Source organism: Faecalibacterium sp. IP-3-29, assembly GCF_023347335.1.
GTDB lineage: Bacteria > Bacillota > Clostridia > Oscillospirales > Ruminococcaceae > Faecalibacterium > Faecalibacterium duncaniae.
This window is the reverse complement of record NZ_CP094471.1, coordinates 1,686,222-1,708,551: the sequence shown is the minus strand read 5'-3', so window position 1 is coordinate 1,708,551 and position 22,330 is coordinate 1,686,222. Positions and strand designations below refer to the sequence as shown.

The following is a 22,330-nucleotide window of genomic DNA, read 5'->3' as shown; positions in this document are numbered from 1 at the left end:
GCTTTTTGTTGCCGATGCGTGAAAGGCTCCCGAGCAGAGGGAACTTTCACCGGCTGTGATGGAAGGGGAATATGGATTCTGAATAAAAAAGGTGTGTTTTTGTGTCTGTGATTCTTATGCGCCTGTCCGGCGCGTTCCTGCTCAACTGTGAACTCTTTGCCCTGACACTGCTGTTTGCACTGCCGCTGGGGCTGGTGGTCTCGTTTGGCTCCATGAGCCGCTGCAAGCCGCTGGCCGGGCTGGTCAAGACCTTTGTCTGGATCATCCGCGGCACCCCGCTGATGCTGCAGATTATCGTGATCTATCTGGGCCCCGGCCTGCTGGGCATGAACAACCCCTGGCCCTCCGGCTCCGGCGGACGGATGGTGGCGGCGGTGGTGGCCTTTGCCATCAACTATGCCTGCTATTTTTCTGAGATCTACCGCGGCGGCATTGAAGCAGTGCCCAAGGGGCAGACTGAGGCCGGGCAGGTGCTTGGCATGACCAAAACACAGATCTTTTTCAAGGTGACCTTGCTTCAGGTCGTCAAGCGCATCCTGCCCCCCATGGGCAACGAGATCATCACGCTGGTCAAGGATACCTCGCTGGCAAACACCATTGCCAACAAGGAAATCATTATGATGGCCAAGGAGTACAGCGCAAAGGGCCTGATCTGGCCGCTGTTCTCCACCGCGCTCTTCTTCCTGGTGTTTGTGGGCGCACTGACCATCCTGTTCAACTGGGCTGAAAAAAAGCTCGATTATTTCCGCTGCTAAGGAGGCAGATAGATTATGGCGTTGCTCGAAGCTTCCGGTATCGGGAAAAATTTTGGCGAGACCCATGTGTTGAAGGACATCTCCTTGGATCTGGAGCAGGGTGAAGCGCTGGCGATCATCGGCTCGTCCGGTTCCGGCAAAACAACTCTGCTGCGCTGCCTGAACTTTCTGGAACGGCCTGACACGGGTGTGATCAAGGTGAACGGCGAGACCATGTGGGATGCCGCCGACCCTGCCACCCAGAAGGAAAGCGAGATCCGTAAAAAGCGGCTCCATTTCGGTCTGGTGTTCCAGAACTTCAACCTGTTCCCGCAGTACACGGCCTTACAGAACGTGATGTTGGCAGGGGAACTGCTGGCAAAGGAACGTCCGGAATATCAGGCAAACAAAAAGGCTATCCACGCGGAGCTGGAACAGCAGGCGAGAGAACTGCTGGCGCAGATGGGCCTTTCGGAGCGGGCCGGCCACTACCCGCATCAGCTCTCCGGCGGCCAGCAGCAGCGTGTGGCCATTGCCCGCGCGCTGGCGCTTCACCCGGATATCCTCTGCTTTGATGAGCCCACCAGCGCCCTTGACCCGGAGCTGACCGGCGAGGTGCTGAAGGTCCTGCGTGATCTTGCTGACCGCAAGACCACGATGATCATTGTCACCCATGAGATGCACTTTGCCCGCGATGTGGCCGACCGCATCCTGTTCATGGATGGCGGCGTGGTCGTGGAGGAGGGCCCGGCCAAACAGCTCATCGACCACCCCCGGGAAGAGCGTACCAGACAGTTCCTCGCACATTATTCAGAATGACCCGAACCGCCCCAGAGTGCAGAGACGCACGCCGGGGCGGTTTTATCTCTTGCACTCTGTGGGTGTTTTTTGGTATACTGATAAAAACAGGGGGGCGGAAAAATGACAGTAGCACGGAAACGAGCACTTGCAAACGCAGTGGCATCGGCCCGGATGGAGGGGCTGGAGATCTCAGAGCAGGAAAAGAGAGATTGCCTGCGTTATCTGGATGGAAAAATCGACACTGCGACCCTTGTAAGAGAAGCATTGAAACGTCAGAAAAAGCAGGAGCTGTCCCGGAGGTGACGAATGCCTTATACCATCGAAGCGGCTCAGGACGGCTGCTATCCGGGAACGACAGTCCTGGTCAATAAATTTGATCTGCACACGCAAAAAGAGCTGAATGCAGTAGAATCGGTTCTGGTTACGGCCAAAACGATACAATGGTCAGAGAACCCCCGATGTGCAGCATTTGATTTTGAGCACTATAAAGCAATCCATCGACATTTATTCGGTGAGTTGTATGATTGGGCGGGACAGGTACGGATGGTCAACCTGTCCAAAAAAGGAACGCAGTTCTGCCCGGTGGAGGAAATCCCACGGGTGAGTGCGGCGATTTTTAAGCGTCTTGCGCAGAATAATCTTCTTTGTGGGCTTGCAAGGAATGATTTTATCGCTGCATTGGTGGATCTTTATCAACGAACCAACGAGCTACACCCGTTTCGGGAGGGCAATGGGCGAACACAGCGCGTCTTTTTGTCACAGTTGGCAGAAAATGCGGGGTATGATTTGGATTTCACTGCGGTAGATCCGGACGAGTTGATGATCGCAACGATTTATGCGGCGCAGGGAATCGAAGCGCTGCTGCAACAGGCATTTGAGAAAATCGTCCAAAATGAAGAATGACCCGAACCGCTCCGGAATGCAGAGATGCACGCCGGGGCGGTTTTGCTGTACAGAGCAGGTTTGGACTGCATAACTACATTGCATTTTGTGAACAGAAATCTGAAACTTTTTCACATCCGCGAAAAAATAACGCTTTATGCAAAAACCAGTGATAATCGTTTTGGATTTTGTGCTATAATTGAAACATGAATTGATCCATTCCCAATTGGAGGAGGCTTAACAAAAATGAAATTGAAATATGCATTCCAACGTGGTGTTGCATCAGCACTGATCGCAGGGGTTGTCCTTACGGCGGGTCTGCCCGCACTGGCTGCCAGCGGCGCAGAGACTGCGAAAACCGAAAGTGCGGCAGTGGTTCAGGTGGTTTCCCCTTCGGATGAGGGGGCTGCTCAGGACGAATATGGTGTGGCTGCGGCGATCATCTCGGAGGATGATACGCCGCTGAGCATTCCGGATGAGGAGACCCCGCCTTCGGGCAATGCCGGAACAGGTTTCTGGAGCATTCTGTTCCAGCTGCTGAAGCATCTGGCCGGGAAGCACTGAAAAATTTGAAAAAACCTCTTGAAAATTCATCGCAACCTGATATAATACCCACATGAACAAAAACGTCCTGCCCATTGCGCGGCAGGGCGTTTTTGTCGGAAAAAATTCGTGTTATAAGGTCTGTGATGCTTTCCCAAGGAGGAACGTGCGTATGACGAAAGATATGACGCAGGGCAGCCCGCTCAAGCTGATCCTTGCCTTTGCGGTGCCGCTGATGCTGGGCAGCCTGTTCCAGCAGTTCTATAATCTGGCAGATACCATCATCGTGGGCCGCTTTGTGGGCGTGGAAGCGCTGGCGGCAGTCGGCAGTGTGGGCGGTCTGAACTATCTGGTGCTGGGCTTTGTCAATGGCATTGCCTGCGGCTTCTCCATCCCCATCTCGTGGACATTCGGGGCAAAAGACTATGTGGAGATGCGCCGCTACACCGCCAATGCCGTCTGGCTGAGTGTCTTTTTTGCCGCAGTGCTTACCGTGGTCACAGTGGCCATGACCCGTTCCATTCTGGTCTGGACCAATACTCCGGACAACATCATTGATCTGGCGGACATCTACATCCGCACCATCTTTATCGGCATCCCGTTTACGCTGCTGTATAACATGACCAGCGCCCTGATGCGCGCTCTGGGCGACAGCAAGCGGCCCCTGTACTTCCTGCTGGTGGCAAGCTTTCTGAACATCGGGCTGGACTTGCTCTGTATCATCGTCTTCAAGATGGGCGTGTTCGGTGCGGCATTCGCCACCGTGTTCAGCCAGGCAGTGGCCGGTCTGGGCAGCCTGTGGTACATCCTCAAGCATTATAATGAGCTGCGCTGGAACAAAGAAGAAAGCCGCCTGAGCAGACAGCACTGTGTCAAGCTGTGCGGCATGGGCATCCCCATGGGTCTGCAGTGCAGCATCACGGCCATCGGTTCCGTTGTGCTGCAGGGTGCAGTCAATGGTCTGGGCAGTGACATCGTGGCAGCACAGACTGCAGGCGGCAAGGCGGCACAGTTCCTGTCCGTCCCGCTGGAGAGCATTGGCACGGCCATGACCACCTACGCCAGCCAGAACATGGGTGCCCACGACCTGAACCGTGTGAACAAGGGCGTGAACACTGCCCTGGGCATCGGCTGTGTGTACAGTGTGGCATCCTTCCTGATCCTGCGCGTGCTGGATAAGGCTTTGATCGGCCTGTTCCTTGAGAGCAGCCAGACCGAGATCATGGCCAACGCCCAGAGCTTCATCTTCTGGAACAGCGTGTTCTATATCCCGCTGGCGGTCCTTATCATTTACCGCTACACCATTCAGGGGCTGGGTTATTCCAGCCTGGCCATGTTTGCCGGTGTGGCAGAGATGATCGCCCGTGCTCTGGTGGGTTTCCTGTTCGTGCCGCTGTGGGGCTATTTTGCCGCCTGCATTGCAAATCCGGTGGCCTGGTTCTTTGCCTGCTTCTTCCTGATCCCTGCATATATCGTTGTGTTCCGGAAGCTGAAACAGGAAAAAGCAAGACCGCACGCAAACTTGTAAAAATTGAGCCGCTCTTTTGCGAAACCGCAGAAGGGCGGCTCTTTTGTTGCCTAGTAGGGGAGGCCTTGGCGAAGAGGGAAAGCCTCACGCAACGCCAAAGCTGAGAGGTTGTATAGAGCAGGGCCTGCCCAATTCCTTTACAAATAACACCAAAACGATTATACTATAAATAATTATGTCACAAGGGGGTGAGGAGCATGGAGCTGGAACAGATCGAGGGAACGGTGGAGGACATTATCTACGAGAACCCGGATAACGGCTACACGGTGTTTGAAATTTCCGGCGGCGGCACGGTCACCGTGGTGTGCGGGATCGTGGGCGAGCTCCATGCGGGCGAGAGTGTGGTCTGCCGCGGTAAATATGAGAACCACGCCACCTATGGCCGCCAGTTCCACGCCCAGGAATGCGAGACCGATATGCCGAAGGATCTGGAGGCAGTGTACGCCTTCCTTGCCAGCGGTTCTCTGCCTTACATTGGGGCGCGCACGGCCAATAAGATCATCGACAAATTCGGCGCGGCGGCGCTGGAAGTGATCGCCAACGATCCCGCCCAGCTCACCCTGATCCCCGGCATCTCGGCAGACAAGGCCGACCGCATCCAGCAGGAGTTCAAGCGGATGTTCGGAATGCGGGAGCTGATCGCCTATCTGGCCCAGTTTGAGATCAGCCCCCGCCGCGCCATGGAGGTGTTCCGCGTCTTTGGCCCCAGTGCCATGCAGGCCATCTCCCAGAACCCTTATCTGCTCTGTGGGGAACCCCTGCAGCTGGATTTCCGCCATGCCGACAGCATTGCACAGTATTACCACATGGAAGGGGACTGCACCCAGCGGCTGGAAGCAGCGCTTCTGCGCACCCTGCGCCACAACGCGGGCAACGGCCACACCTGCCTGCCCCGTGCGCAGCTGCTGGACACGGCATCCCACTTCATCCAGCAGCCGCCTGAAAAGCTGGCCCGTGCGCTGGACCACTGCATTGAGACCGGGCAGCTTGGCGTAAAGATGCTGGAGGCGGTGCCGTATATCTATCTGCCTGACCTGCTGGAAGCAGAACAGGCCATTGCCGACCGGCTGGCCCTGCTGGCGAAGCGGGAAAAGCAGACGGTGCGGAACCTTGATAAAAACATCCAGGTGCTGGAGCTGACCCAGGGCTTTGCCTATGCGCCCCTGCAGCGGGAAGCAATCCGCAAGGCCATGACCGAAAACTGCCTTGTGCTGACCGGCGGCCCCGGCACCGGTAAGACCACCACGGTCAACGCCATCCTGCAGCTGCTGGAACATCAGGCAGACCGGGTGGCGCTTTGTGCTCCCACGGGCCGTGCGGCCAAACGGCTGAGTGAACTGACCGGCCGCAAGGCCTCTACCATCCACCGCCTGCTGGAGGTGGACTACTCCGGCGGCGTGGTCAGCTTCATCCACAATGACAAGAACCTGCTCAAATGCGATGTGGTCATTCTGGATGAGATGAGTATGGTGGATGTGAAGCTGTTTCAGGCGCTCATTGCAGCCCTGCGGTACAGCTGCCGCATTATTATGGTGGGCGATGCCGACCAGCTGCCCAGCGTGGGGCCAGGCAACATTCTGGGCGAGGTCATCCGCTCCGGGCTGGTGCCCACCGTCTGCCTGAACGAGATCTTCCGGCAGGCCAAACGCAGCCTCATTGTGGAGAACGCCCACCACATCATCAGCAGTGAGCCGCTGCAGAAGGGCGGTAAGACAGACGATTTCTTCTTTCTGGAATCGGACGGCGATGCGGCGCAGAAACTGGTGTGCGATCTTGTCACCACCCGTCTGCCCCGGAGTTATGGCTTTGACCCTGTCCGGGATATTCAGGTGCTCTGCCCCACCAAGCTGGGACCCACCGGCACCCAGGCGCTGAATGTGGAGCTGCAGAACCTGCTCAACCCGGAGCAGAAGGGCAAACCCCAGCTCCAGAGCGCCTCCCGGGTGTTCCGGGTGGGCGATAAGGTGATGCAGGTGCGGAACAACTACGAGATCGTCTGGAACCGCATTGGCGGGGAGCAGGGCGTGGGAGCCTATAACGGTGATATTGGCATTGTGGAATCCATCAACATGCGCGACCGCTCCATGGTGGTGCGGATGGATGACCGCCGCCTGCTCTACCCGGCGGAAAACCTGAACGAGCTGGAGATCGCCTACGCCATCACGGTGCACAAGAGCCAGGGCAGCGAGTTCCCGGCGGTGGTGCTGCCGGTGGCGCAGGTGCCGCCAAGGCTCTGCTACCGCAACCTCTTCTACACCGGCGTGACCCGCGCCCGCAGATTGTGCATCGTGGCCGGGCGGCGGGATGTGGTGAACCGGATGATGTCCAATGTCCGGCAGAACCTGCGGTACAGCGGCCTGTGCGAATTGCTGAAAGAGAATCTGCCGCCGGAACAGATGGCGGCAGAATAACCTCTCAGGCGCTTTGCGTCAGCTCTCCTACTAGGAGAGGTTTGGTCTATACTTTTTTACTGGCTTATGCTACAATATGAATTGATTTGATTTCCCGCCCGAACGGGCATTTACGATAGAAAACAGGGGAGCAGAGAAAGGAACGTTTCATTATGGCACAGAATGACATCGGCATCGATCTGGGCACAACGACCATTATCATTGCACAGGCAGGGCAGGGGGTCGTGCTCAACCAGCCCAGCGTGGTGGCAATGGATACCCGCAAGAACTCCGTGCTGGAGGTGGGCGACAAGGCCCTGGCCATGGTAGGCCGCACCCCCAACTATATTTCCGCCATTTTCCCGCTGAAGGACGGTGTCATCAGCGACCACACCATGACCCGGGAGCTGATCTGCCGGTTTGTGAATCAGGTGTACAGCTCCCACATGGTCAAGCCCCGGGTGGCTGTCTGCGTGCCCGCTGCCATCACCGGCATTGAGAGTGATGCCGTGGTGGAGGCCGTGATGGCCGCCGGTGCCCGTCAGGTCTACCTGATCGATGAGCCCATTGCCGCTGCACTGGGTTCCGGCATCGACATCACCCAGCCCGATGGCCGGATGATCATTGATATCGGCGGCGGCACCACCGATATCGCTGTCCTGTCTCTGGGCGGCAAGGTCAAGGCCACCAGTGTCCGTGTGGCGGGTAACCACTATGATGACGAGATCCTGAAACATGTCCGCAACAAGTTCAGCATTGCCATCGGCCAGCGTACCGCAGAGCAGCTGAAAAAGAACGTTGCCTGCTGCCCCCAGAAGGCTGATTTCGACGAGACGATGGAGGTCAAGGGCCGCAGCCTGCTGACCGGCCTGCCCATCAAGGTGAATGTTTCCACCAGCGACCTCTACGAGCCTGTGATGATGCTGAGTGAGCAGATCGGCACTGCCGCCCATCAGGTGCTGGAAAAGACCCCGCCCGAGCTGGCAGGCGATATCTTCCGCAATGGTGTGGTGCTGACCGGCGGCGGCGCACAGCTGCACGGCCTGCCCGAATACCTGAGCCAGGAGCTCAAGGTGGATGTGGCCGTCTCGCCCGATCCCGTGAACTGCGTGGCATTGGGCACTGCCATGAGCCTGGGCCTGAACGATAAGCTGGAGACCGGCTTCCTGGATGCGACCCCCCGCATGGGCCGCCGTTAAATGGGGTGCCGGCCCGGCTCGTTAAGAAATTGGAAAAGTTGCAACAAAATTTTGTTCATACTTGTTGAATCAGGTCGGGAAATATTGTATAATATTTTCAAATCGCTTTTTGCGCGCCGGGGTCTGCTCCGGAGTGCGGAGTAAATTATTATTAGGAGGAAGACCATGAATCTGGGTTCTGATGTGGTTATCACCATTACCGGTATCGTGCTGGTGTTTGCCATCCTCGTCCTGCTGATGCTCATCATCATGCTGGAAGGCAAGATCTTCGACGGTATGGCCGCCAAGAAGAAGGCCGCCAAGGAGCCTGCAGCTCCCAAGGCTGCCGCAAAGCCCGCTGCCCCCGTGCAGCAGGCTGCTCCCGCCCCTGTGGTGGAGGAAGGCATTCCCGGCGATGTGGTTGCCGCAATTATGGCTGCCATCCATGCCATGGGCAATGGCAAGTACACCCTGAAGGCCGTGCGCCGTGCTGCAAATGGCTGGAGCAAGGCTGGTGTCAACGACACCACCGCACCTTTTTAACACAGGAGGAAAAACATGACACAGTTTATCGATACTCTGGTCGGTATTTTCCAGAGTTCCGGCTTTGCACGGTTCGGTGAGCCGGGCGGCTACCTCTACGCGATCATGATCTGCGTGGGCTGCTTCCTGCTGTACCTGGCCATCGTGAAGGAATTTGAGCCCCTGATCCTGCTGCCCATGGCATTCGGCATGATCCTTGCCAACCTGCCCGGCAGCGGCATTATCCATATGCAGTACTTCGTTGGTGATGGTCTTGAGCACCCGATGTGGGTCGAGATCCTGAACAACGGCGGTCTGGCCGATATGCTTTACATGGGTGTCAAGCTGGGCATTTACCCCCCGCTGATCTTCCTGGGCATCGGCACCATGACCGACTTCGCCCCCCTGATCTCCAACCCCAAGAGCCTGCTGCTGGGCGCTGCCGCTCAGTTCGGTATCTTTGGTACTTACATGGGCGCTCGTCTGCTGGCTGCTACCGGCATTGTGGACTTCACCCAGAAGCAGTCCGCTGCAATCTCCATCATCGGCGGTGCAGACGGCCCTACTGCCATCTTTGTTACCTCCCGTCTGGCACCTGAGCTGCTGGGCAGCATTGCCGTTGCGGCGTACAGCTACATGGCTCTGGTGCCCGTGATCCAGCCGCCCATTATGAAGGCGCTCACCACCAAGAAAGAGCGCACAGTCGTGATGAAGCAGCTGCGCACCGTGTCCAAGACCGAGAGGATCATCTTCCCCATCATGGTCACCATCATTGTTTCTCTGATCGTTCCCGATGCTGCCGTTCTGGTCGGTATGCTGATGCTGGGCAACCTGATGAAAGAGTCCGGTGTTGTGGATCGTATCCAGAAGACTGCCGGCAATGAACTGATGAACATCATCACCATTTTCCTGGCTCTGTCTGTTGGCTGCACCACCTCTGCAAACACCTTCCTGAACAGCCGCACCCTGTTCATCATTGTGCTGGGTCTGATCGCCTTCTCCTTTGGTACCGCTGCAGGCGTTCTGTGCGGCAAGGTGATGTACGCCCTGACCGGCGGTCAGGTCAACCCCCTGATCGGCTCTGCTGGTGTTTCCGCTGTTCCAATGGCCGCCCGTGTTTCTCAGAAGGTCGGCCAGAGCGAGAACCCCTCCAACTTCCTGCTGATGCACGCCATGGGCCCCAACGTCGCTGGCGTTATCGGCTCCGCTGTTGCTGCCGGTATCCTGATCAACATCTTCGGCTAAGCTTTATCTGAACACTGCCGCCCCTCCTGTGCTGTACAGGAAGGGCGGTTTTTTATGTACAACCCTCTTGAATTGTGATATACTTATAAAGTAAGTGATTTTATAGAAGAACAGGTGAAACAATGGCAGCAAGTCTCCAACAGGAATTCTGCGCTCTGCGCGATACCTATATTGAAAAGCAGTTTGGCCGCCTGAACGATATGCAGCGGCAGGCGGTATTTACCACCGACGGCCCGCTGCTCATTCTGGCCGGTGCAGGCAGCGGCAAGACCACTGTTCTGGTCAACCGCATCGCAAACCTGATCCGGTTTGGCTCGGCCCACGGTTCCAGCTGGACCCCCCGTGAGGTGACCGAGGATGATGTCAAGGCTCTGAAAACGGCAATTATGACCGGCACCGATGCGCCCGCCTGGCTGGACGGGATGCTGCGGCAGAACGCTGTCCGCAGCTGGAACGTGATGGCCATCACCTTTACCAACAAGGCGGCAGGGGAGCTCAAGGAGCGCCTGCGCAATATGCTGGGCGGCGAAGAGGGGGACGAGGTGTTTGCCTCCACCTTCCACTCGGCCTGTGTGCGCATCTTGCGCCGCTGGGCAGAATCCATCGGCTACCCCCGCAGCTTTACCATCTATGATACCGATGATTCCCAGCGTGTGATGAAGGCGGTCTATAAGGAACTGAGCATCGACGATAAGTTCTTCCCGATCAAGAGCGCCATCAACCAGATGAGCCGCTGGAAGGACCAGCTGGTCAGCCCGGAGGAGGCGCTGCGCACCCCGGCCCGGGACACCAAGGGAGCCATTGCCGCCAAAGTCTACGCCGCCTACGAGAAAAAGCTCAGGGAGGCAGGAGCCTTCGACTTCGACGACCTGATCTACCAGACCGTGCAGCTGCTGGCGGAGCACGAGGATGTGCGGGAGTTCTACCAGAACAAGTACCGCTACCTGCTGGTGGACGAGTATCAGGATACCAGCGTGGCCCAGTTCCGGCTGGTCAGCCTGCTCACCGGCCCGGAAAAGAACATCTGCGTTGTCGGTGACGATGACCAGAGCATCTACCGTTTCCGCGGTGCCACCATTGAGAACATTCTGAACTTTGAGCGCATCTTCCCCGGCACCAAGACCATCCGTCTGGAGCAGAATTACCGCTCCACCTCAAATATCCTGAATGCTGCCAACTGCGTCATCCAGCACAACACCGAGCGCAAGGGCAAGACCCTGTGGACCCGGAACGACGAGGGCGACAAGGTGCAGGTCTACACTGCAGAGAATGAGCAGGACGAAGCCATGCACATTGCAGATGTCATCGGTGAGCACCTGAAAGAGGGCGGGCATCTGGCGGACCATGCGGTGCTCTACCGCATGAATGCCCAGTCGGCCCCCATCGAAAGCTACTTTACCCGCGCGGGCATTCCCCATAAGATCGTGGGCGGCCAGCGCTTCAACGACCGCAAAGAGGTCAAGGACATTCACTCCTATATGTCCATCGTGGCGAACGCCCGGGATGATGTGCGCCTGCGCCGCATCATCAACGAGCCTGCCCGGAAGATCGGCAACACCACCGTCGATGTGATCGCTGACCTTGCCGCCCAGCAGGGAATCAGTATGCTGGAAGTCATCTCCCACGCGGATGCATACGCCAAACTCAGCCGCGCCATGATGCCGCTGCTGAAATTCTGGCAGATCTACGAAAAACTGCAGGAATCGCTGGAAACCAGGACACTGGACGAATTTGCCCAGGATGTCATTGAGGTGACCGGCTACAAGGCCATGCTGGAAGCCGATGCGGCCAAGGGCCACGAGGATGCGGCAGACCGCCTGCAGAACCTGAGCCAGCTGGTCAACAACGTCAAAAACTACTGCGACCAGCACGGCGAGGATGCCTCATTGGAAGGCTACCTGGAGGATATCGCCCTCATCAGCGACATTGACAGCTACAACGAGAGCGCCGATCAGGTGGTCCTGATGACCATCCATTCCGCTAAGGGTCTGGAATTCCCCTATGTGTTCCTCATCGGCATGGAGGAGGGGGTGTTCCCCAGCGAGATGAGCAAATACTCCGAGGCAGATCTGGAGGAAGAGCGCCGTCTGGCCTATGTCGGCATCACCCGCGCCAAGAAGGAGCTGTATATCTCCAACAGCGTCTCCCGGATGCTCTACGGCCGCACCCAGCGCAACGAACCCAGCCGCTTCCTGCGCGAGATCGAGCCTGAGTATATAGAAGAGACCCGCAGCCCGGCGTTGGAACGCCGTTCTTCCATGGGCTGGGGTTCCAGTTACAGTGATACCGTTCCTGGCGGGGCCTCGGGCTACTCCGGCGCGTCCGGCTGGGGCCGCAATTCCAGCAGCTTCGGCGGCCGCACCGGCGGCAGCTACCTCAACCATGAATACAATGCCTCTGAGCGCGGCGGCTTCGGCTCCGGTTATGCAGGCCGTGGCAGCAGTGCTTCCGGGTTTGGCAGCGGAAGCAGCGCCCCGCGCGCGTCCGGCTCCTCCGGTTTTGGCGCGGGCTATGGCCGCCCCGCGGCCCCCAAGGCAGCATCCAAACCCGTGAGCTTTCCGGGGAGCCCGGCAGCTTCCCGCCCGGCATCCACCGGCCCAAAACATTACGAGGTGGGCGACATTGTGGAGCACAAGGTCTTTGGCCGGGGCAAGGTGCTGGCGGTCAAGGCCGCTGCCGGAGACCAGATCGTGGAGATCAACTTTGAAAAGGTCGGCGTGAAGAAAACCATGGCAAATTTTGCGCCGCTGACGAAAATCACGGAGGAATGAGAAAACTATGATGACCGTTCGATTGATCGCATATACCCCTGAACCGGAAAAGGTGGTGGCAGCAGCGGCCAAGCTCTGCTACTCCGATGCCCATATCACCGACCTGCTGGACGGCCTGACTGAGGAGAAGACGGCCAAGTTCCTGACCATGCTCAGCGACCTGGGCCATGCCAGCCCCATTGAACATGCCAGCTTCACCTTTGGCATTGAGGGTGTGAGCCGCACGCTGCTGGCCCAGATCACCCGGCATCGCATCGCATCCTTCAGTGTCCAGAGCCAGCGGTATGTCCGGCTGGACGACTTCCACTATGTCATCCCGCCGGAGATCGAGGCCATCCCTGAGGCAAAGGCAGCCTTTCTTGAGAGCATGGATGAGGACGCGAAGCGCTACCTGGACCTTGCAAAAAAGCTGGAGGACGGCCACACTGCCCGCCTGATGGCGGAGGGAATGCCGGAAAAGCAGGCCCGTGCCAAGGCCTCCAAACAGGCCAACGAGGATGCCCGCTTTGTGCTGCCCAACGCCTGCGAGACGAAGATGGTCGTGACCATGAACGCCCGCAGCCTGCAGAATTTCTTCCATCTGCGCTGCTGCTCCCGCGCTCAGTGGGAGATCCGTCAGCTGGCTGAGGAGATGTTCCGGCTGGTCTACCCGGTGGCACCCCATATCTTTGCCAAGGCCGGCCCGGCCTGTGTCAGCGGCCCCTGCCCCGAGGGCAAGATGTGCTGCGGCAGAACTGCCGAAGTCCGCGCAAAGTATGAGGCCATCAAGCAGGAGGCTGGTGTATGAGCAAAGGTAAGCTGATCGTTCTGGAAGGGCTGGACGGCAGCGGCAAGGGCACGCAGGCTAAGCTGCTGGCAAAGCACCTGACGGTGACGGATCATCTGGTAAGAGAGATCACCTTCCCGGATTATGACAGTGATTCCAGTGCGCTGGTCAAGATGTATCTGGCCGGGCAGTTTGGTGACAAGCCTGACGATGTCAACGCCTACGCGGCATCCAGCTTTTATGCGGTGGACCGCTATGCGGGGTATAAGTCGGACTGGGGCAAGTTCTACGAGGAAGGCGGCATCCTGATCGCTGACCGCTACACCACCTCCAATGCCGTGCATCAGTGCTCGAAACTCCCGCCGGAGCAGTGGGACACATTCCTGCAGTGGCTCTTTGACTATGAATACCACCTGCTGGGCCTGCCCGCGCCCGATAAGGTGATCTATCTGCAGGTTGACCCGGCGGTGAGCCAGCGGCTGATGACTGCCCGCTACCATGGCGACGAGACCAGGAAGGATGTCCATGAAAAGGACACCGAATATCTGGCCCGCAGCCGCCGGGCGGCAGAATACTGCGCTGCTCACCTCGGCTGGGATACCGTCCACTGCACGGCAGGGGAGAAAATGCGGAGCATTGAGGATATTCAGGAAGAGGTCAGAACTCTTGCTCTCGCTGTTATTTGAAACAAAAGGAGGCATCCTATATCATGTACCGTTTGATGCAGCCGTCCGATTGGGCGGAGGTGCTGGCCCTGTGGCAGGCCCAGCGCGGCGACACGGAGGAGTTTGTCCGCGGCGCTGTGGAACGCTTTGCCGGGGTGCAGAATGTCTACGTCGCGGAGGAAAACGACCACATTGAGGCTGTGGCACTGGCTGTGCCGGTGACCCTGCAGGGCCGCCCGGGCAGCTATCTGTTCGGTCTGTGCGGGCAGGGCAGCCTGCTCCTTGCGGGCCTGGTGGATACCCTGTGCGCCCAGCAGAAACTGCGGGGCGCAGGCTTTGTGGTGGCAGTGCCCACCAGCCCGGAACAATCAACGCTGCTGCAGGATAAAGGCTTCCAGAAAGCCTTTGCCCTGCGCTGCCTGCCCCGGGAGGTGGAGCGCAACCTGTGGAGCCAGGCGGAATTCGATTCCGTGACGGCAAAAAAACTCTGCGAGCTGCGGGCAAAATACTGGCCTGACACCGTTCAGCTGCCGCCGGAGCAGATGGGGGGAGTTCTGCGGGACCTGTATTCCCGTGGTGCGACCATCGTGTCCAGTGAGCAGGGCTACGGCATCTATTTCCGCAGGGAGGATACCCTTTACTTTGTGGAGATGATGGCGGAAAATGACCGTGCCGCCGAGGTGCTGATGGAAGCCGCCCGGGAGAAAGAGGTCATTGTGGAAAAGGCTGTCATCACGGTGGGAGCTGCCCAGAATCTGTTCCTGGGCGAGGGAACCCGGCAGGAGTATGGCCTCATCCGCTTTGAAGGAGAACCTTTTGATGTTTCGGAGAGCTACATGCGCCTGATGATGGATTGAAAGGAACGTGGATATGGCAGAGAAACACCAGAAAAAGAAAAAAGGCAGTGCGCTGAAGATCTTGTTGGCCGTGCTGTTGCTGCTGGCACTGACAGCCGGTGCGGCAGGCGTGTTTGCGTATAACGAGATCAGCGGCAATGGAGGAAAGCCGGGTGCTGAGGTGACCGTCAGCATCCCCCAGGGCAGCGGCGTTGCTGCCATCGCAAAGGAGCTGAAGGAGGCTGGAGTGATCCGTTCGGCCTATCTGTTCCGCTGGTATGTGGGGCACAAGGGTGCCGCCGGAAAACTGCAGTACGGTGATTTTACGCTGCAAACCGGCGGATATTCCTACGATGGCCTGATCACAGAGCTGTCCACGTATGCCAAGGCGGATTCGGTGCGTCTGACCTTCCCGGAGGGAACCACTGCCATTGCCATTGCCCGGAAAATGGAGGAAGCCGGTCTGTGTACTGCCGAGGAGTTTCTGGAAGAAGCCAACACCGGAGATTTCAGTGAGTACACCTTCTGGCAGTATGTCCCAGACGATGCCGATGCCCCCAATCGCTTTATGAAGTGTGAGGGCTACCTCTTTCCGGACACCTATGAGTTTTTGACGGACGATACCGTGCATCATTATGTTGCAACGTTCTATGCACACTTCGATAAGCAGTTTACGGACGAGATGTACAGGGAACTGGAAAAGCAGGAGCTGACCCTGCCCGAGGTCATTACACTGGCCTCTTTTGTGCAAGAGGAAGCGGGCAACGATCAGGATTCCAATGTGGCGCAGGTGTTCCGCAACCGTCTGGCCGAGGGTTCGCCCTACCCCAAGCTCCAGAGCAATACCTCCAGCTATGTCCAGAGCGATGAGGACAACAACTACCTCTGGAACTGGGTGGCTCCGTATTATGGCGGCTGGGAGAAGATCCCCGAGAACATCCGGAATGCCTACGATACCTACACCTGCACCGGCCTGCCCGCCGGGCCCATCTCGAACCCGGGCCTTGCCGCAATCCAGGCTGCTCTGGCACCTCAGTGTGATGAGGAAGTCAAGGACTGCTATTTCTTTGTTACGGATCTTTCCGGTCACTACTATTACGCCAAGACCTATGCTGAACATCAGGCCAACTGCCGGAAAGCGGCTGAAGTCAATCAGAGTTTGAAGAAGTAAGTCTCTCTCAGTCGGCTTCGCTGACAGCTCTCCCAAGGGGAGTGCCAACTGCGGCTCCGGAGTCAGGTTTGCAGAAACCGATCCGGTGAGGCGGCATCGCGTCAGCGATGACAGAGAGGGTGTTAAAAAGAGAGGACGATTTTATGTTACAGATCCCGGAACTGCTGGCCCCGGCAGGCGACTTGGAGCGCCTGCGTTATGCCATCAACTATGGAGCAGACGCTGTTTATTGCAGCCTGCCGGAGTTCGGTATGCGGTCGGCTCCTGCCAATTTTACGCCGGAGCAGCTGACCGAGGGTGTGATCTATGCCCATGCCCGCGGCCGCAAGGTCTATCTGACCATGAACACGCTGCCCACCAATGAGGAAGCTGACCGTCTGCCCGAAGCCATCAAGGCTGCTGCTGCCGCCGGTGTGGATGCCTTTATCGTGGCCGATCTGGGTGTGCTGGAAGCCTGTAAGCAGTTCGCCCCGGAGATCGATGTCCACATGTCCACCCAGACCGGCATCACCAACTGGGCCGCTGCGCGTGCCGCTTACAACATGGGTGCAAAGCGTGTGGTGCTGGCCCGTGAGATGAGCCTGCAGGATATCGCCACCCTGCGCGATAAGACCCCGCCGGAGCTGGAGATCGAGGCGTTTGTTCACGGAGCCATGTGCATGAGCATTTCGGGCCGGTGCCTGCTCTCCAATTACATGGCAGGCCGGGATGCCAACCGGGGCCAGTGCGCTCAGCCCTGCCGCTGGAAGTATTACCTCAGCGAGGAGACCCGCCCGGGCCAGCTGTATGAGATCGGCGAAAATGAGAACGGCAGCTATATCCTCAATGCAAACGATCTGTGCACCGCTCCCTTCATCGACCTCATCTGCAAGGCAGGTGTGGACAGCCTGAAGATCGAGGGCCGCGCCAAGACGTTCTACTATGTCGCCAGCGTCACCGCCGCCTACCGCAAGGCTCTGGATCAGTATCTGGCCGACCCTCTCAACGATAACTTTGAGCTGAGCGATGACGTTCTGGCCGAGCTGACCCGTACCAGCCACCGGCACTACTCCCCGGGCTTCTACTTTGGCCGCGAGCAGGCCCGTCAGGCAACCGACAGCGCTACTTATATCCGTGAGTGGGAGTTTGTGGGCACTGTGGAAAGCTGGGAGAATGGTGTTGCCTCCTGCCAGCAGCGCGGCAAATGGAGCCTTGGGGATACGTTGGAGGTGCTCTGCCCGGATGGCCGCAGCATCCCGTTGCACCCGGAGTGGATCAAAAACGAGGCAGGGGAGAGCGTGGAATCCACCCCCCACGCCATGGAAAAGTACACCATCCCCACCCCGGAGCTGCCCCCCATGAGTCTGCTTCGCCGGAAGGTAGAAACTCTTGACAAATGATTCCAGAAGCAGTAAAATAATAAAGTCAAAATGAACGATGTCCTCTGGCTCTAGTGGTCAGAGGACAGTTGAGGGCTCGTAGCTCAGTTGGGATGAGCGTTCGGTTCGCATCCGAAAGGTCGAGGGTTCGACTCCCTTCGAGTCCATACAGCAGAAAACCGCTCTGTCGTAGCTATACGGCAGGGCGGTTTTCTTGTTCGCAGTTCTATGAAACAGTGAGGACTGTTCCGATGGATCTGGAGCCGGTTCAAAGGTGGAAAATTACTGCTCTTCAAACCTTGAAAGTGCTAGAAATCAAGGTTTCATGCGGACAAATGCCGTGATACATTCGATATGACTTTCGTTGTCCAAACACAGATCGATATCTTTTTCAACGATGGGCAGTCTGAATTTGATGGATTTGAGCCACTGACCGTTGGACTGACGCTCCGGGTAGATATGGACTTCGGAAATCAGGTGCTCCATCAGCTTTTTTCGTTCGACAGGATTCATAACATTGTAGAGCTTCTCAAAGCAGAGCAGAATCTTGTAAATATTGTCGCCGGTGATTTTGTCTGCTTCGATGGCCTGTTTCTTTGCACGGGCATCCAGCAGGTTGTTTTCTGCATCCTCGATTTTATCGTACATCTTGTAAAGCCGCTCGTCAAGGTCAGATTTGCGGATGATATAGTGGCGCTCATCCGGGTCGAGCGTGTCGATCTCCTCCATGATTTTGGATTTGACGGAGTAATACTGCCGCAGCATTTTTTCGGCGGCGACAATTTCCTGTTCAATGGCGGTGGTGTCTACTTTGCTGTTGATCTTTTCCTGCATCATAGCGGCAAACTTTGGATTGCTGACCAGTTTGATGATAACCTCCACCACGGCGTTGTCCAGAACTTCTTCCTGAATTTGCTTGTTGAAATCGCATTTTTGCCCACGCTGCATCTTGCGATGCTTGCAACTGTAATAAGAGAAAGATTTATAGGGTGTGCCATCTTTCTTTCGTTTGGTGCATTTGTTGCTGTACATTCCAGCACCGCAAATGGGGCACTTGACAAGGGCGGATAATAAATGCGCCTGTTCCGTCTTGCTGCGGTTGACTGGTTCGTATCGTTTAGACTGCGCCAACAGCTTGACCTGTGCGGCGTTCCACAATTCTTCTGATACGATGCCCTTGTGCAGGCCGTCCACCAGCAAATAATTCTCCTGTGGAACCTGATGATATTCGTTCCGGGTGCCGTGGATCTTTTCGAGTTTACGGCGACCAAAGGCAATCTTTCCGCAGTAGACGGGGTTCTTCAGGATGGCACGAATCAATGTTGCGCTGAAAAGGGGAGAGGTGCCATTTTGACGAGCAAGTTTCTGAAAGCCGTGGGTCTCCAGATATTTGGAAAGACCATTTGCACCTGTGTCCGTGTTTACATATTGCTCAAAAATCGTACGAATGGCAGGGGCTTCATCCTCATTGATTTGCAGCACACCGTCAACCAAACGATAGCCATAAGGCGCAAAACCGCCGTTCCAGCGACCTTCCCGTGCCTTCTGAATGCGGCCTTCCATGGTTTGGACACGGATGTTCTCACGCTCGATCTCAGCGACAGCAGACAAAACGGAAATCATCAGCTTGCCAGCGTCTTTAGAAGAATCAATGCCGTCCTCCACGCAAATCAGGTTCACACCAAAATCCTGCATTACCTGCAAGGTAGACAGTACATCGGCAGCATTGCGGCCAAACCGGGAGAGCTTGAACACCAGCACATAGGCAACACCATCCTTGCCGGATTTGATGTCATCCATCATCTTGCAAAAGGAAGCACGGCCTTCAATAGATTTTCCCGATTTGCCGGCATCCTCATATTCGCCAACGATCTGGTAATCGTTGAAGTCAGCATAGGCTTTCATGCGAGCCTTTTGTGCATCCAGCGAATAGTCATCGATTTGCATGGTGGTAGATACACGAGTGTAAATATAAACTTTTGTCTTTCCCTGTGACATAAGAAATCCTCACGGCTACCGTTATTTCTTGTCGATTTTCTGCTCTAAGAACTGGATGGAATCCAGGTAGTCTTGTTCCACGTCGCTGAGCGTTTTAGCCTTGTATTTCCGATATTCAGTGGTGGCTTTGTCCACGGCCTGCTTGTGCGTCACAGTGCCGTTTCCGACAAGCAACTGCTCACCGCTCATTGTCAGAATGCGGTCAAGGTGATTGGCCCAATCCTGCATGGTCATGGGCTGTTCGCGCTCTGCCTGACGCTCTGCGAAATCCAGATAACCGGAAACAAGCTGTCCCATGGCGCGAAGCTCTTTCTCGTTCAGATAGTTTTTGGCAATGGTAGCTTCTCGTAAGGTGGGCTGATTTCCTGCAAAAGTAGTCAGACCCATAAATTCCTTTTCGGCATCTGCACGGTTGTAAATGACCTCGGCGGCAGTCTGACCGTGGATGGCATAATGAATTTTATTCTGGACTTTTTTGAAGAACTGGACGGAGATTTCTGCTTTTGGGTCGTAGTCAATGCTGGTTGCATAGATTTCCAGAACCTGGCGATAAAACACTTTTTCGGAAGCACGGATGTCACGGATGCGTTCTAACAGCTCTTTGAAATATCCACCGCCGCCCAGATTTTTCAGGCGTTCGTCATCCAGCGCAAATCCCTTGCGCATATATTCCTTCAGGATGCCAGTTGCCCAGATACGGAACTGTGTGCCTCGTTTGGATTTGACACGATAACCAACAGAAATAATGACGTCAAGATTGTAGAATTCGACCTGATAGGTCTTTCCGTCTGCGGCAGTTGTTGCAAATTTTGCAACAACTGAATCTCGTTCAAGCTCACCCTCTGCAAAAATGTTTTTGATGTGACGGGAAATTGTGGATTTGTCACGTTGGAACAACTCAGCCATCTGGTCAATGGAAAGCCAGACGGTGTCACCGTCAAAGGTAGTATCAATTTTGGTCAGGCCATCTTCTGTGGTGTAAATGAGAATGGAATTTTTAGGAGAGTCATCTGGACGATTCATTTTAAGCACCTCGTTCCGTGTATGTAATACAGTGGAAGGGGAGACCTTGCCACTGTGTTGGGACAAATATTACAAGAATATTATATCATGCTGCAAGAGTGGTATCAACAGCATCTTGTTGATTTTTGTTGTTGGTTGAGGATACTGCGTTGTCTATTTCCCAGACCGATGCGTATTTCTCAATCACATCGGCTAGAAAGGTTGCGAATGCGCTCCATTCATCGAGTGTGGGCGTAGAGCATTCCGAAGGGGTGGGATTGTTTTCTATACGATGAAAATTATTCAATAGGCAACTCCATTTTCTTGTAGCAGAACTTAGGACGTCCTGCGGATTCCTTCAGAAATGTTTCTGATCTATCCGATTAAAATTTTTAAGCGTTCCAGCTTTTCCTGTGCATTCTCTTTCCGGAAGCTGACCCCAATGCAGGAAACAGGGATGCACATTTCCAGCAGGCGGTCATAGATGCGGGCATGGGCTGTATCTTGTGGGTGCCGTATCTCGTCCAGCGTCAGGTTGGTGGTGACAATCAACGGCTTCCGGCTGCGGTATCGGCTGTCCACGATGTTGTAGATCTGTTCCAGCGCATACTCGGTGCCACGTTCCATACCGAAGTCATCAATAATAAGCAGGGGATAGCGACAGAGCTTGTCGATGGCTTCATTCCGCCCGGAAAAACTGCCGTTTAGTTCGTTTAGGATTCGGGTAAAGTTCGTCATACGCACAGGCACTTCCTGCTCCATCAGAGCGTTCGCAATGCACCCGGCAAGGAAACTCTTGCCTGTACCCACACCGCCCCAGAGAAGAAGCCCAAGGTTCTCTGAACGCATGGTCTGCCATTGCTCCACATAGCGGTGTGCATAGTGCATCTGAGGGCTGCGGCCATTGTCGTTTTCAAAGGTCCAGTCCAGCATTGCCGAGTCGGAAAATCCATCGGTTTTCAGCCGCCGCACAAGGTCGTTGTGCTTTTGCTGGTTGATAAGGGCTTCCTGCTTTGTCCTCTCGATGCGCTGGCAACTGCATTCGATTGGGTGCTTGTTTTTGCCCATCAGGGCAATGCCCTTTGCAAAGAATGCTTCTTTTGGGGTATGACATTTTCCGCAATAAAGCAGGCCATCCTCGCCATAATAATCCTCAGTGTTTTCGGGAATAATGGAAATGGACTGTTCCAAAGTTTTTTCAATCGTCTCTATAGGCTTTCTCCTTCCTTGAATGTGTAGTCCGGGATGCCCGGTGCTTGCTTCTGTTCTGACTTTTGCCGTTTTGCCCAGATGCGCAGGGTGGCGGCATGGTCGACGTACTTTCTGCCGGTGGACTGGATATAAGCGGACAACTGCTCAATCAGACTGTCCAGCCCTGCAAAGTCAGCCTTGAGCCGCTTATACTCCTTTTCCGTCAGAAAGACATTCCGGTATTCTCTCAACGATAGACAAGCATTGTTTGATTTTATCAGGTGGTTATCATTCAGGTTGTTCTTATTACGTTGGTTAGGTGTGCATTTTTGCGCAATCATACTGTGCAGAATTGCACAGTCAGCTTGTGCGCTGGTGCATACTGTGACTGCGCAATTCTGCACAGTATGCGGAACTTTGAGCAGAATGTGGCTGGGTTTAGAAAAGCCGTAGCGCACTCGTTCGACAAGGTCAGTTTTTTCCAATTCTGTAAAGGCGCGTGTCACGCTGGAAACGCAGCACCCTAAATCCTTCGCCAGATTGGAAAGCGGATAGATCACATAAATGCGTCCCCGATCGTCCACCCAGTTGTTTTTCTGGGAGAGTGTAGCACGGTCGAGCAAGAGTGTGTAGAGTATTTTTGCCGTATGACTTAAATCGGCATCCAACAAAAATCGGGCATAGGGCAGATACTGCGGCAGTGGCATATTGGGTCTCAAATAATCCGAAATTGCATTCACCTCCGTTTT

General features: G+C 55.8%; 21 protein-coding genes and 1 tRNA gene. 17 read left to right on the top strand and 5 right to left on the bottom strand.

From position 1 onward, the window contains the following. The first annotated feature begins 116 nt into the window (after positions 1-116). The 17 genes from MTP40_RS08160 (at position 117) to MTP40_RS08080 (ending at position 17,557) form a co-directional block, all read left to right on the top strand. Positions 117-755, top strand: a complete 639-nt coding sequence (locus tag MTP40_RS08160) for an amino acid ABC transporter permease (protein ID WP_005936193.1) — start codon at positions 117-119, stop codon at positions 753-755. Positions 756-770: 15 nt separating this feature from the next. After that, a complete protein-coding gene (locus tag MTP40_RS08155) occupies positions 771-1,553 on the top strand; it encodes an amino acid ABC transporter ATP-binding protein (RefSeq protein ID WP_097773767.1) in 783 nt (260 codons plus the stop codon). A gap of 102 nt (positions 1,554-1,655) precedes the next feature. Continuing rightward, positions 1,656-1,838 (top strand): antitoxin VbhA family protein, encoded by a 183-nt coding sequence (locus MTP40_RS08150; protein WP_035395000.1) that lies wholly within the window; start codon positions 1,656-1,658, stop codon positions 1,836-1,838. A 3-nt stretch (positions 1,839-1,841) separates the two neighbouring features. Beyond that, complete coding sequence (locus tag MTP40_RS08145; protein WP_249259152.1) at positions 1,842-2,438, top strand: Fic/DOC family protein; 597 nt, start codon at positions 1,842-1,844, stop codon at positions 2,436-2,438. A 225-nt stretch (positions 2,439-2,663) separates the two neighbouring features. Beyond that, positions 2,664-2,981: a hypothetical protein gene (locus MTP40_RS08140; protein WP_154277189.1), complete on the top strand. Its 318-nt coding sequence runs from the start codon at positions 2,664-2,666 to the stop codon at positions 2,979-2,981. Between the two features lie 151 nt (positions 2,982-3,132). Beyond that, complete coding sequence (locus MTP40_RS08135; RefSeq protein WP_154277188.1) at positions 3,133-4,488, top strand: MATE family efflux transporter; 1,356 nt, start codon at positions 3,133-3,135, stop codon at positions 4,486-4,488. A gap of 197 nt (positions 4,489-4,685) precedes the next feature. Continuing rightward, a complete protein-coding gene (gene recD2 / locus MTP40_RS08130; RefSeq protein ID WP_249259151.1) occupies positions 4,686-6,899 on the top strand; it encodes an SF1B family DNA helicase RecD2 in 2,214 nt (737 codons plus the stop codon). Positions 6,900-7,051: 152 nt separating this feature from the next. Then, positions 7,052-8,077 (top strand): rod shape-determining protein, encoded by a 1,026-nt coding sequence (locus MTP40_RS08125; protein ID WP_154277187.1) that lies wholly within the window; start codon positions 7,052-7,054, stop codon positions 8,075-8,077. Positions 8,078-8,242: 165 nt separating this feature from the next. After that, entirely contained in the window at positions 8,243-8,599 is a 357-nt protein-coding gene (locus MTP40_RS08120; protein WP_097771767.1) for an OadG family transporter subunit, read from the top strand. Positions 8,600-8,614: 15 nt separating this feature from the next. Beyond that, positions 8,615-9,823 carry a sodium ion-translocating decarboxylase subunit beta gene (locus MTP40_RS08115; protein ID WP_156060954.1) on the top strand — a complete coding sequence of 403 codons (1,209 nt, stop codon included), beginning with the start codon at positions 8,615-8,617 and terminating at the stop codon, positions 9,821-9,823. 122 nt (positions 9,824-9,945) lie between these two features. Beyond that, a complete protein-coding gene (locus tag MTP40_RS08110) occupies positions 9,946-12,594 on the top strand; it encodes an ATP-dependent helicase (RefSeq protein ID WP_249259150.1) in 2,649 nt (882 codons plus the stop codon). Positions 12,595-12,601: 7 nt separating this feature from the next. Further along, positions 12,602-13,381, top strand: a complete 780-nt coding sequence (gene thyX / locus MTP40_RS08105) for an FAD-dependent thymidylate synthase (protein ID WP_249259149.1) — start codon at positions 12,602-12,604, stop codon at positions 13,379-13,381. Then, on the top strand, positions 13,378-14,046 hold the full coding sequence (locus MTP40_RS08100; protein WP_097771764.1) for a dTMP kinase: 669 nt from the start codon (positions 13,378-13,380) through the stop codon (positions 14,044-14,046). Before thyX ends, MTP40_RS08100 begins: the two co-directional genes overlap by 4 nt. 23 nt (positions 14,047-14,069) lie before the next feature. Further along, the gene (locus MTP40_RS08095; RefSeq protein ID WP_249259148.1) at positions 14,070-14,882 is read left to right on the top strand and encodes a GNAT family N-acetyltransferase; all 813 of its coding nucleotides are present in this window, start codon (positions 14,070-14,072) and stop codon (positions 14,880-14,882) included. Positions 14,883-14,895: 13 nt separating this feature from the next. Then, on the top strand, positions 14,896-16,032 hold the full coding sequence (mltG, locus tag MTP40_RS08090; RefSeq protein ID WP_249259147.1) for an endolytic transglycosylase MltG: 1,137 nt from the start codon (positions 14,896-14,898) through the stop codon (positions 16,030-16,032). 143 nt (positions 16,033-16,175) lie between these two features. After that, positions 16,176-17,411: a peptidase U32 family protein gene (locus MTP40_RS08085; RefSeq protein WP_117504256.1), complete on the top strand. Its 1,236-nt coding sequence runs from the start codon at positions 16,176-16,178 to the stop codon at positions 17,409-17,411. 72 nt (positions 17,412-17,483) lie between these two features. Next, positions 17,484-17,557 (top strand) — tRNA-Ala (locus MTP40_RS08080). A gap of 148 nt (positions 17,558-17,705) precedes the next feature. Here MTP40_RS08080 and MTP40_RS08075 read toward each other — a convergent pair. The 5 genes from MTP40_RS08075 to MTP40_RS08055 form a co-directional block, all read right to left on the bottom strand. Continuing rightward, complete coding sequence (locus tag MTP40_RS08075) at positions 17,706-19,388, bottom strand: recombinase family protein (protein WP_249259146.1); 1,683 nt, start codon at positions 19,386-19,388, stop codon at positions 17,706-17,708. Positions 19,389-19,409: 21 nt separating this feature from the next. Continuing rightward, positions 19,410-20,411, bottom strand: a complete 1,002-nt coding sequence (locus MTP40_RS08070) for a virulence RhuM family protein (protein WP_186850778.1) — start codon at positions 20,409-20,411, stop codon at positions 19,410-19,412. A gap of 85 nt (positions 20,412-20,496) precedes the next feature. Continuing rightward, on the bottom strand, positions 20,497-20,697 hold the full coding sequence (locus MTP40_RS08065) for a hypothetical protein (RefSeq protein WP_249259145.1): 201 nt from the start codon (positions 20,695-20,697) through the stop codon (positions 20,497-20,499). Between the two features lie 68 nt (positions 20,698-20,765). Next, entirely contained in the window at positions 20,766-21,581 is an 816-nt protein-coding gene (locus tag MTP40_RS08060; RefSeq protein ID WP_197039550.1) for an ATP-binding protein, read from the bottom strand. 17 nt (positions 21,582-21,598) lie between these two features. Then, positions 21,599-22,288, bottom strand: a complete 690-nt coding sequence (locus tag MTP40_RS08055) for a replication initiator protein A (RefSeq protein ID WP_207707235.1) — start codon at positions 22,286-22,288, stop codon at positions 21,599-21,601. Positions 22,289-22,330 lie beyond the last annotated feature (42 nt).

What these genes read in the sequence shown, in the direction of transcription:
- MTP40_RS08160 (WP_005936193.1), top strand. Translation starts at nt 117, where the DNA reads ATGCGCCTGTCCGGCGCGTTCCTGCTCAACTGTGAACTCTTTGCCCTG.
- MTP40_RS08155 (WP_097773767.1), top strand. Translation starts at nt 771, where the DNA reads ATGGCGTTGCTCGAAGCTTCCGGTATCGGGAAAAATTTTGGCGAGACC.
- MTP40_RS08150 (WP_035395000.1), top strand. Translation starts at nt 1,656, where the DNA reads ATGACAGTAGCACGGAAACGAGCACTTGCAAACGCAGTGGCATCGGCC.
- MTP40_RS08145 (WP_249259152.1), top strand. Translation starts at nt 1,842, where the DNA reads ATGCCTTATACCATCGAAGCGGCTCAGGACGGCTGCTATCCGGGAACG.
- MTP40_RS08140 (WP_154277189.1), top strand. Translation starts at nt 2,664, where the DNA reads ATGAAATTGAAATATGCATTCCAACGTGGTGTTGCATCAGCACTGATC.
- MTP40_RS08135 (WP_154277188.1), top strand. Translation starts at nt 3,133, where the DNA reads ATGACGAAAGATATGACGCAGGGCAGCCCGCTCAAGCTGATCCTTGCC.
- recD2 (WP_249259151.1), top strand. Translation starts at nt 4,686, where the DNA reads ATGGAGCTGGAACAGATCGAGGGAACGGTGGAGGACATTATCTACGAG.
- MTP40_RS08125 (WP_154277187.1), top strand. Translation starts at nt 7,052, where the DNA reads ATGGCACAGAATGACATCGGCATCGATCTGGGCACAACGACCATTATC.
- MTP40_RS08120 (WP_097771767.1), top strand. Translation starts at nt 8,243, where the DNA reads ATGAATCTGGGTTCTGATGTGGTTATCACCATTACCGGTATCGTGCTG.
- MTP40_RS08115 (WP_156060954.1), top strand. Translation starts at nt 8,615, where the DNA reads ATGACACAGTTTATCGATACTCTGGTCGGTATTTTCCAGAGTTCCGGC.
- MTP40_RS08110 (WP_249259150.1), top strand. Translation starts at nt 9,946, where the DNA reads ATGGCAGCAAGTCTCCAACAGGAATTCTGCGCTCTGCGCGATACCTAT.
- thyX (WP_249259149.1), top strand. Translation starts at nt 12,602, where the DNA reads ATGATGACCGTTCGATTGATCGCATATACCCCTGAACCGGAAAAGGTG.
- MTP40_RS08100 (WP_097771764.1), top strand. Translation starts at nt 13,378, where the DNA reads ATGAGCAAAGGTAAGCTGATCGTTCTGGAAGGGCTGGACGGCAGCGGC.
- MTP40_RS08095 (WP_249259148.1), top strand. Translation starts at nt 14,070, where the DNA reads ATGTACCGTTTGATGCAGCCGTCCGATTGGGCGGAGGTGCTGGCCCTG.
- mltG (WP_249259147.1), top strand. Translation starts at nt 14,896, where the DNA reads ATGGCAGAGAAACACCAGAAAAAGAAAAAAGGCAGTGCGCTGAAGATC.
- MTP40_RS08085 (WP_117504256.1), top strand. Translation starts at nt 16,176, where the DNA reads ATGTTACAGATCCCGGAACTGCTGGCCCCGGCAGGCGACTTGGAGCGC.
- MTP40_RS08075 (WP_249259146.1), bottom strand. Translation starts at nt 19,388, where the DNA reads ATGTCACAGGGAAAGACAAAAGTTTATATTTACACTCGTGTATCTACC.
- MTP40_RS08070 (WP_186850778.1), bottom strand. Translation starts at nt 20,411, where the DNA reads ATGAATCGTCCAGATGACTCTCCTAAAAATTCCATTCTCATTTACACC.
- MTP40_RS08055 (WP_207707235.1), bottom strand. Translation starts at nt 22,288, where the DNA reads ATGCCACTGCCGCAGTATCTGCCCTATGCCCGATTTTTGTTGGATGCC.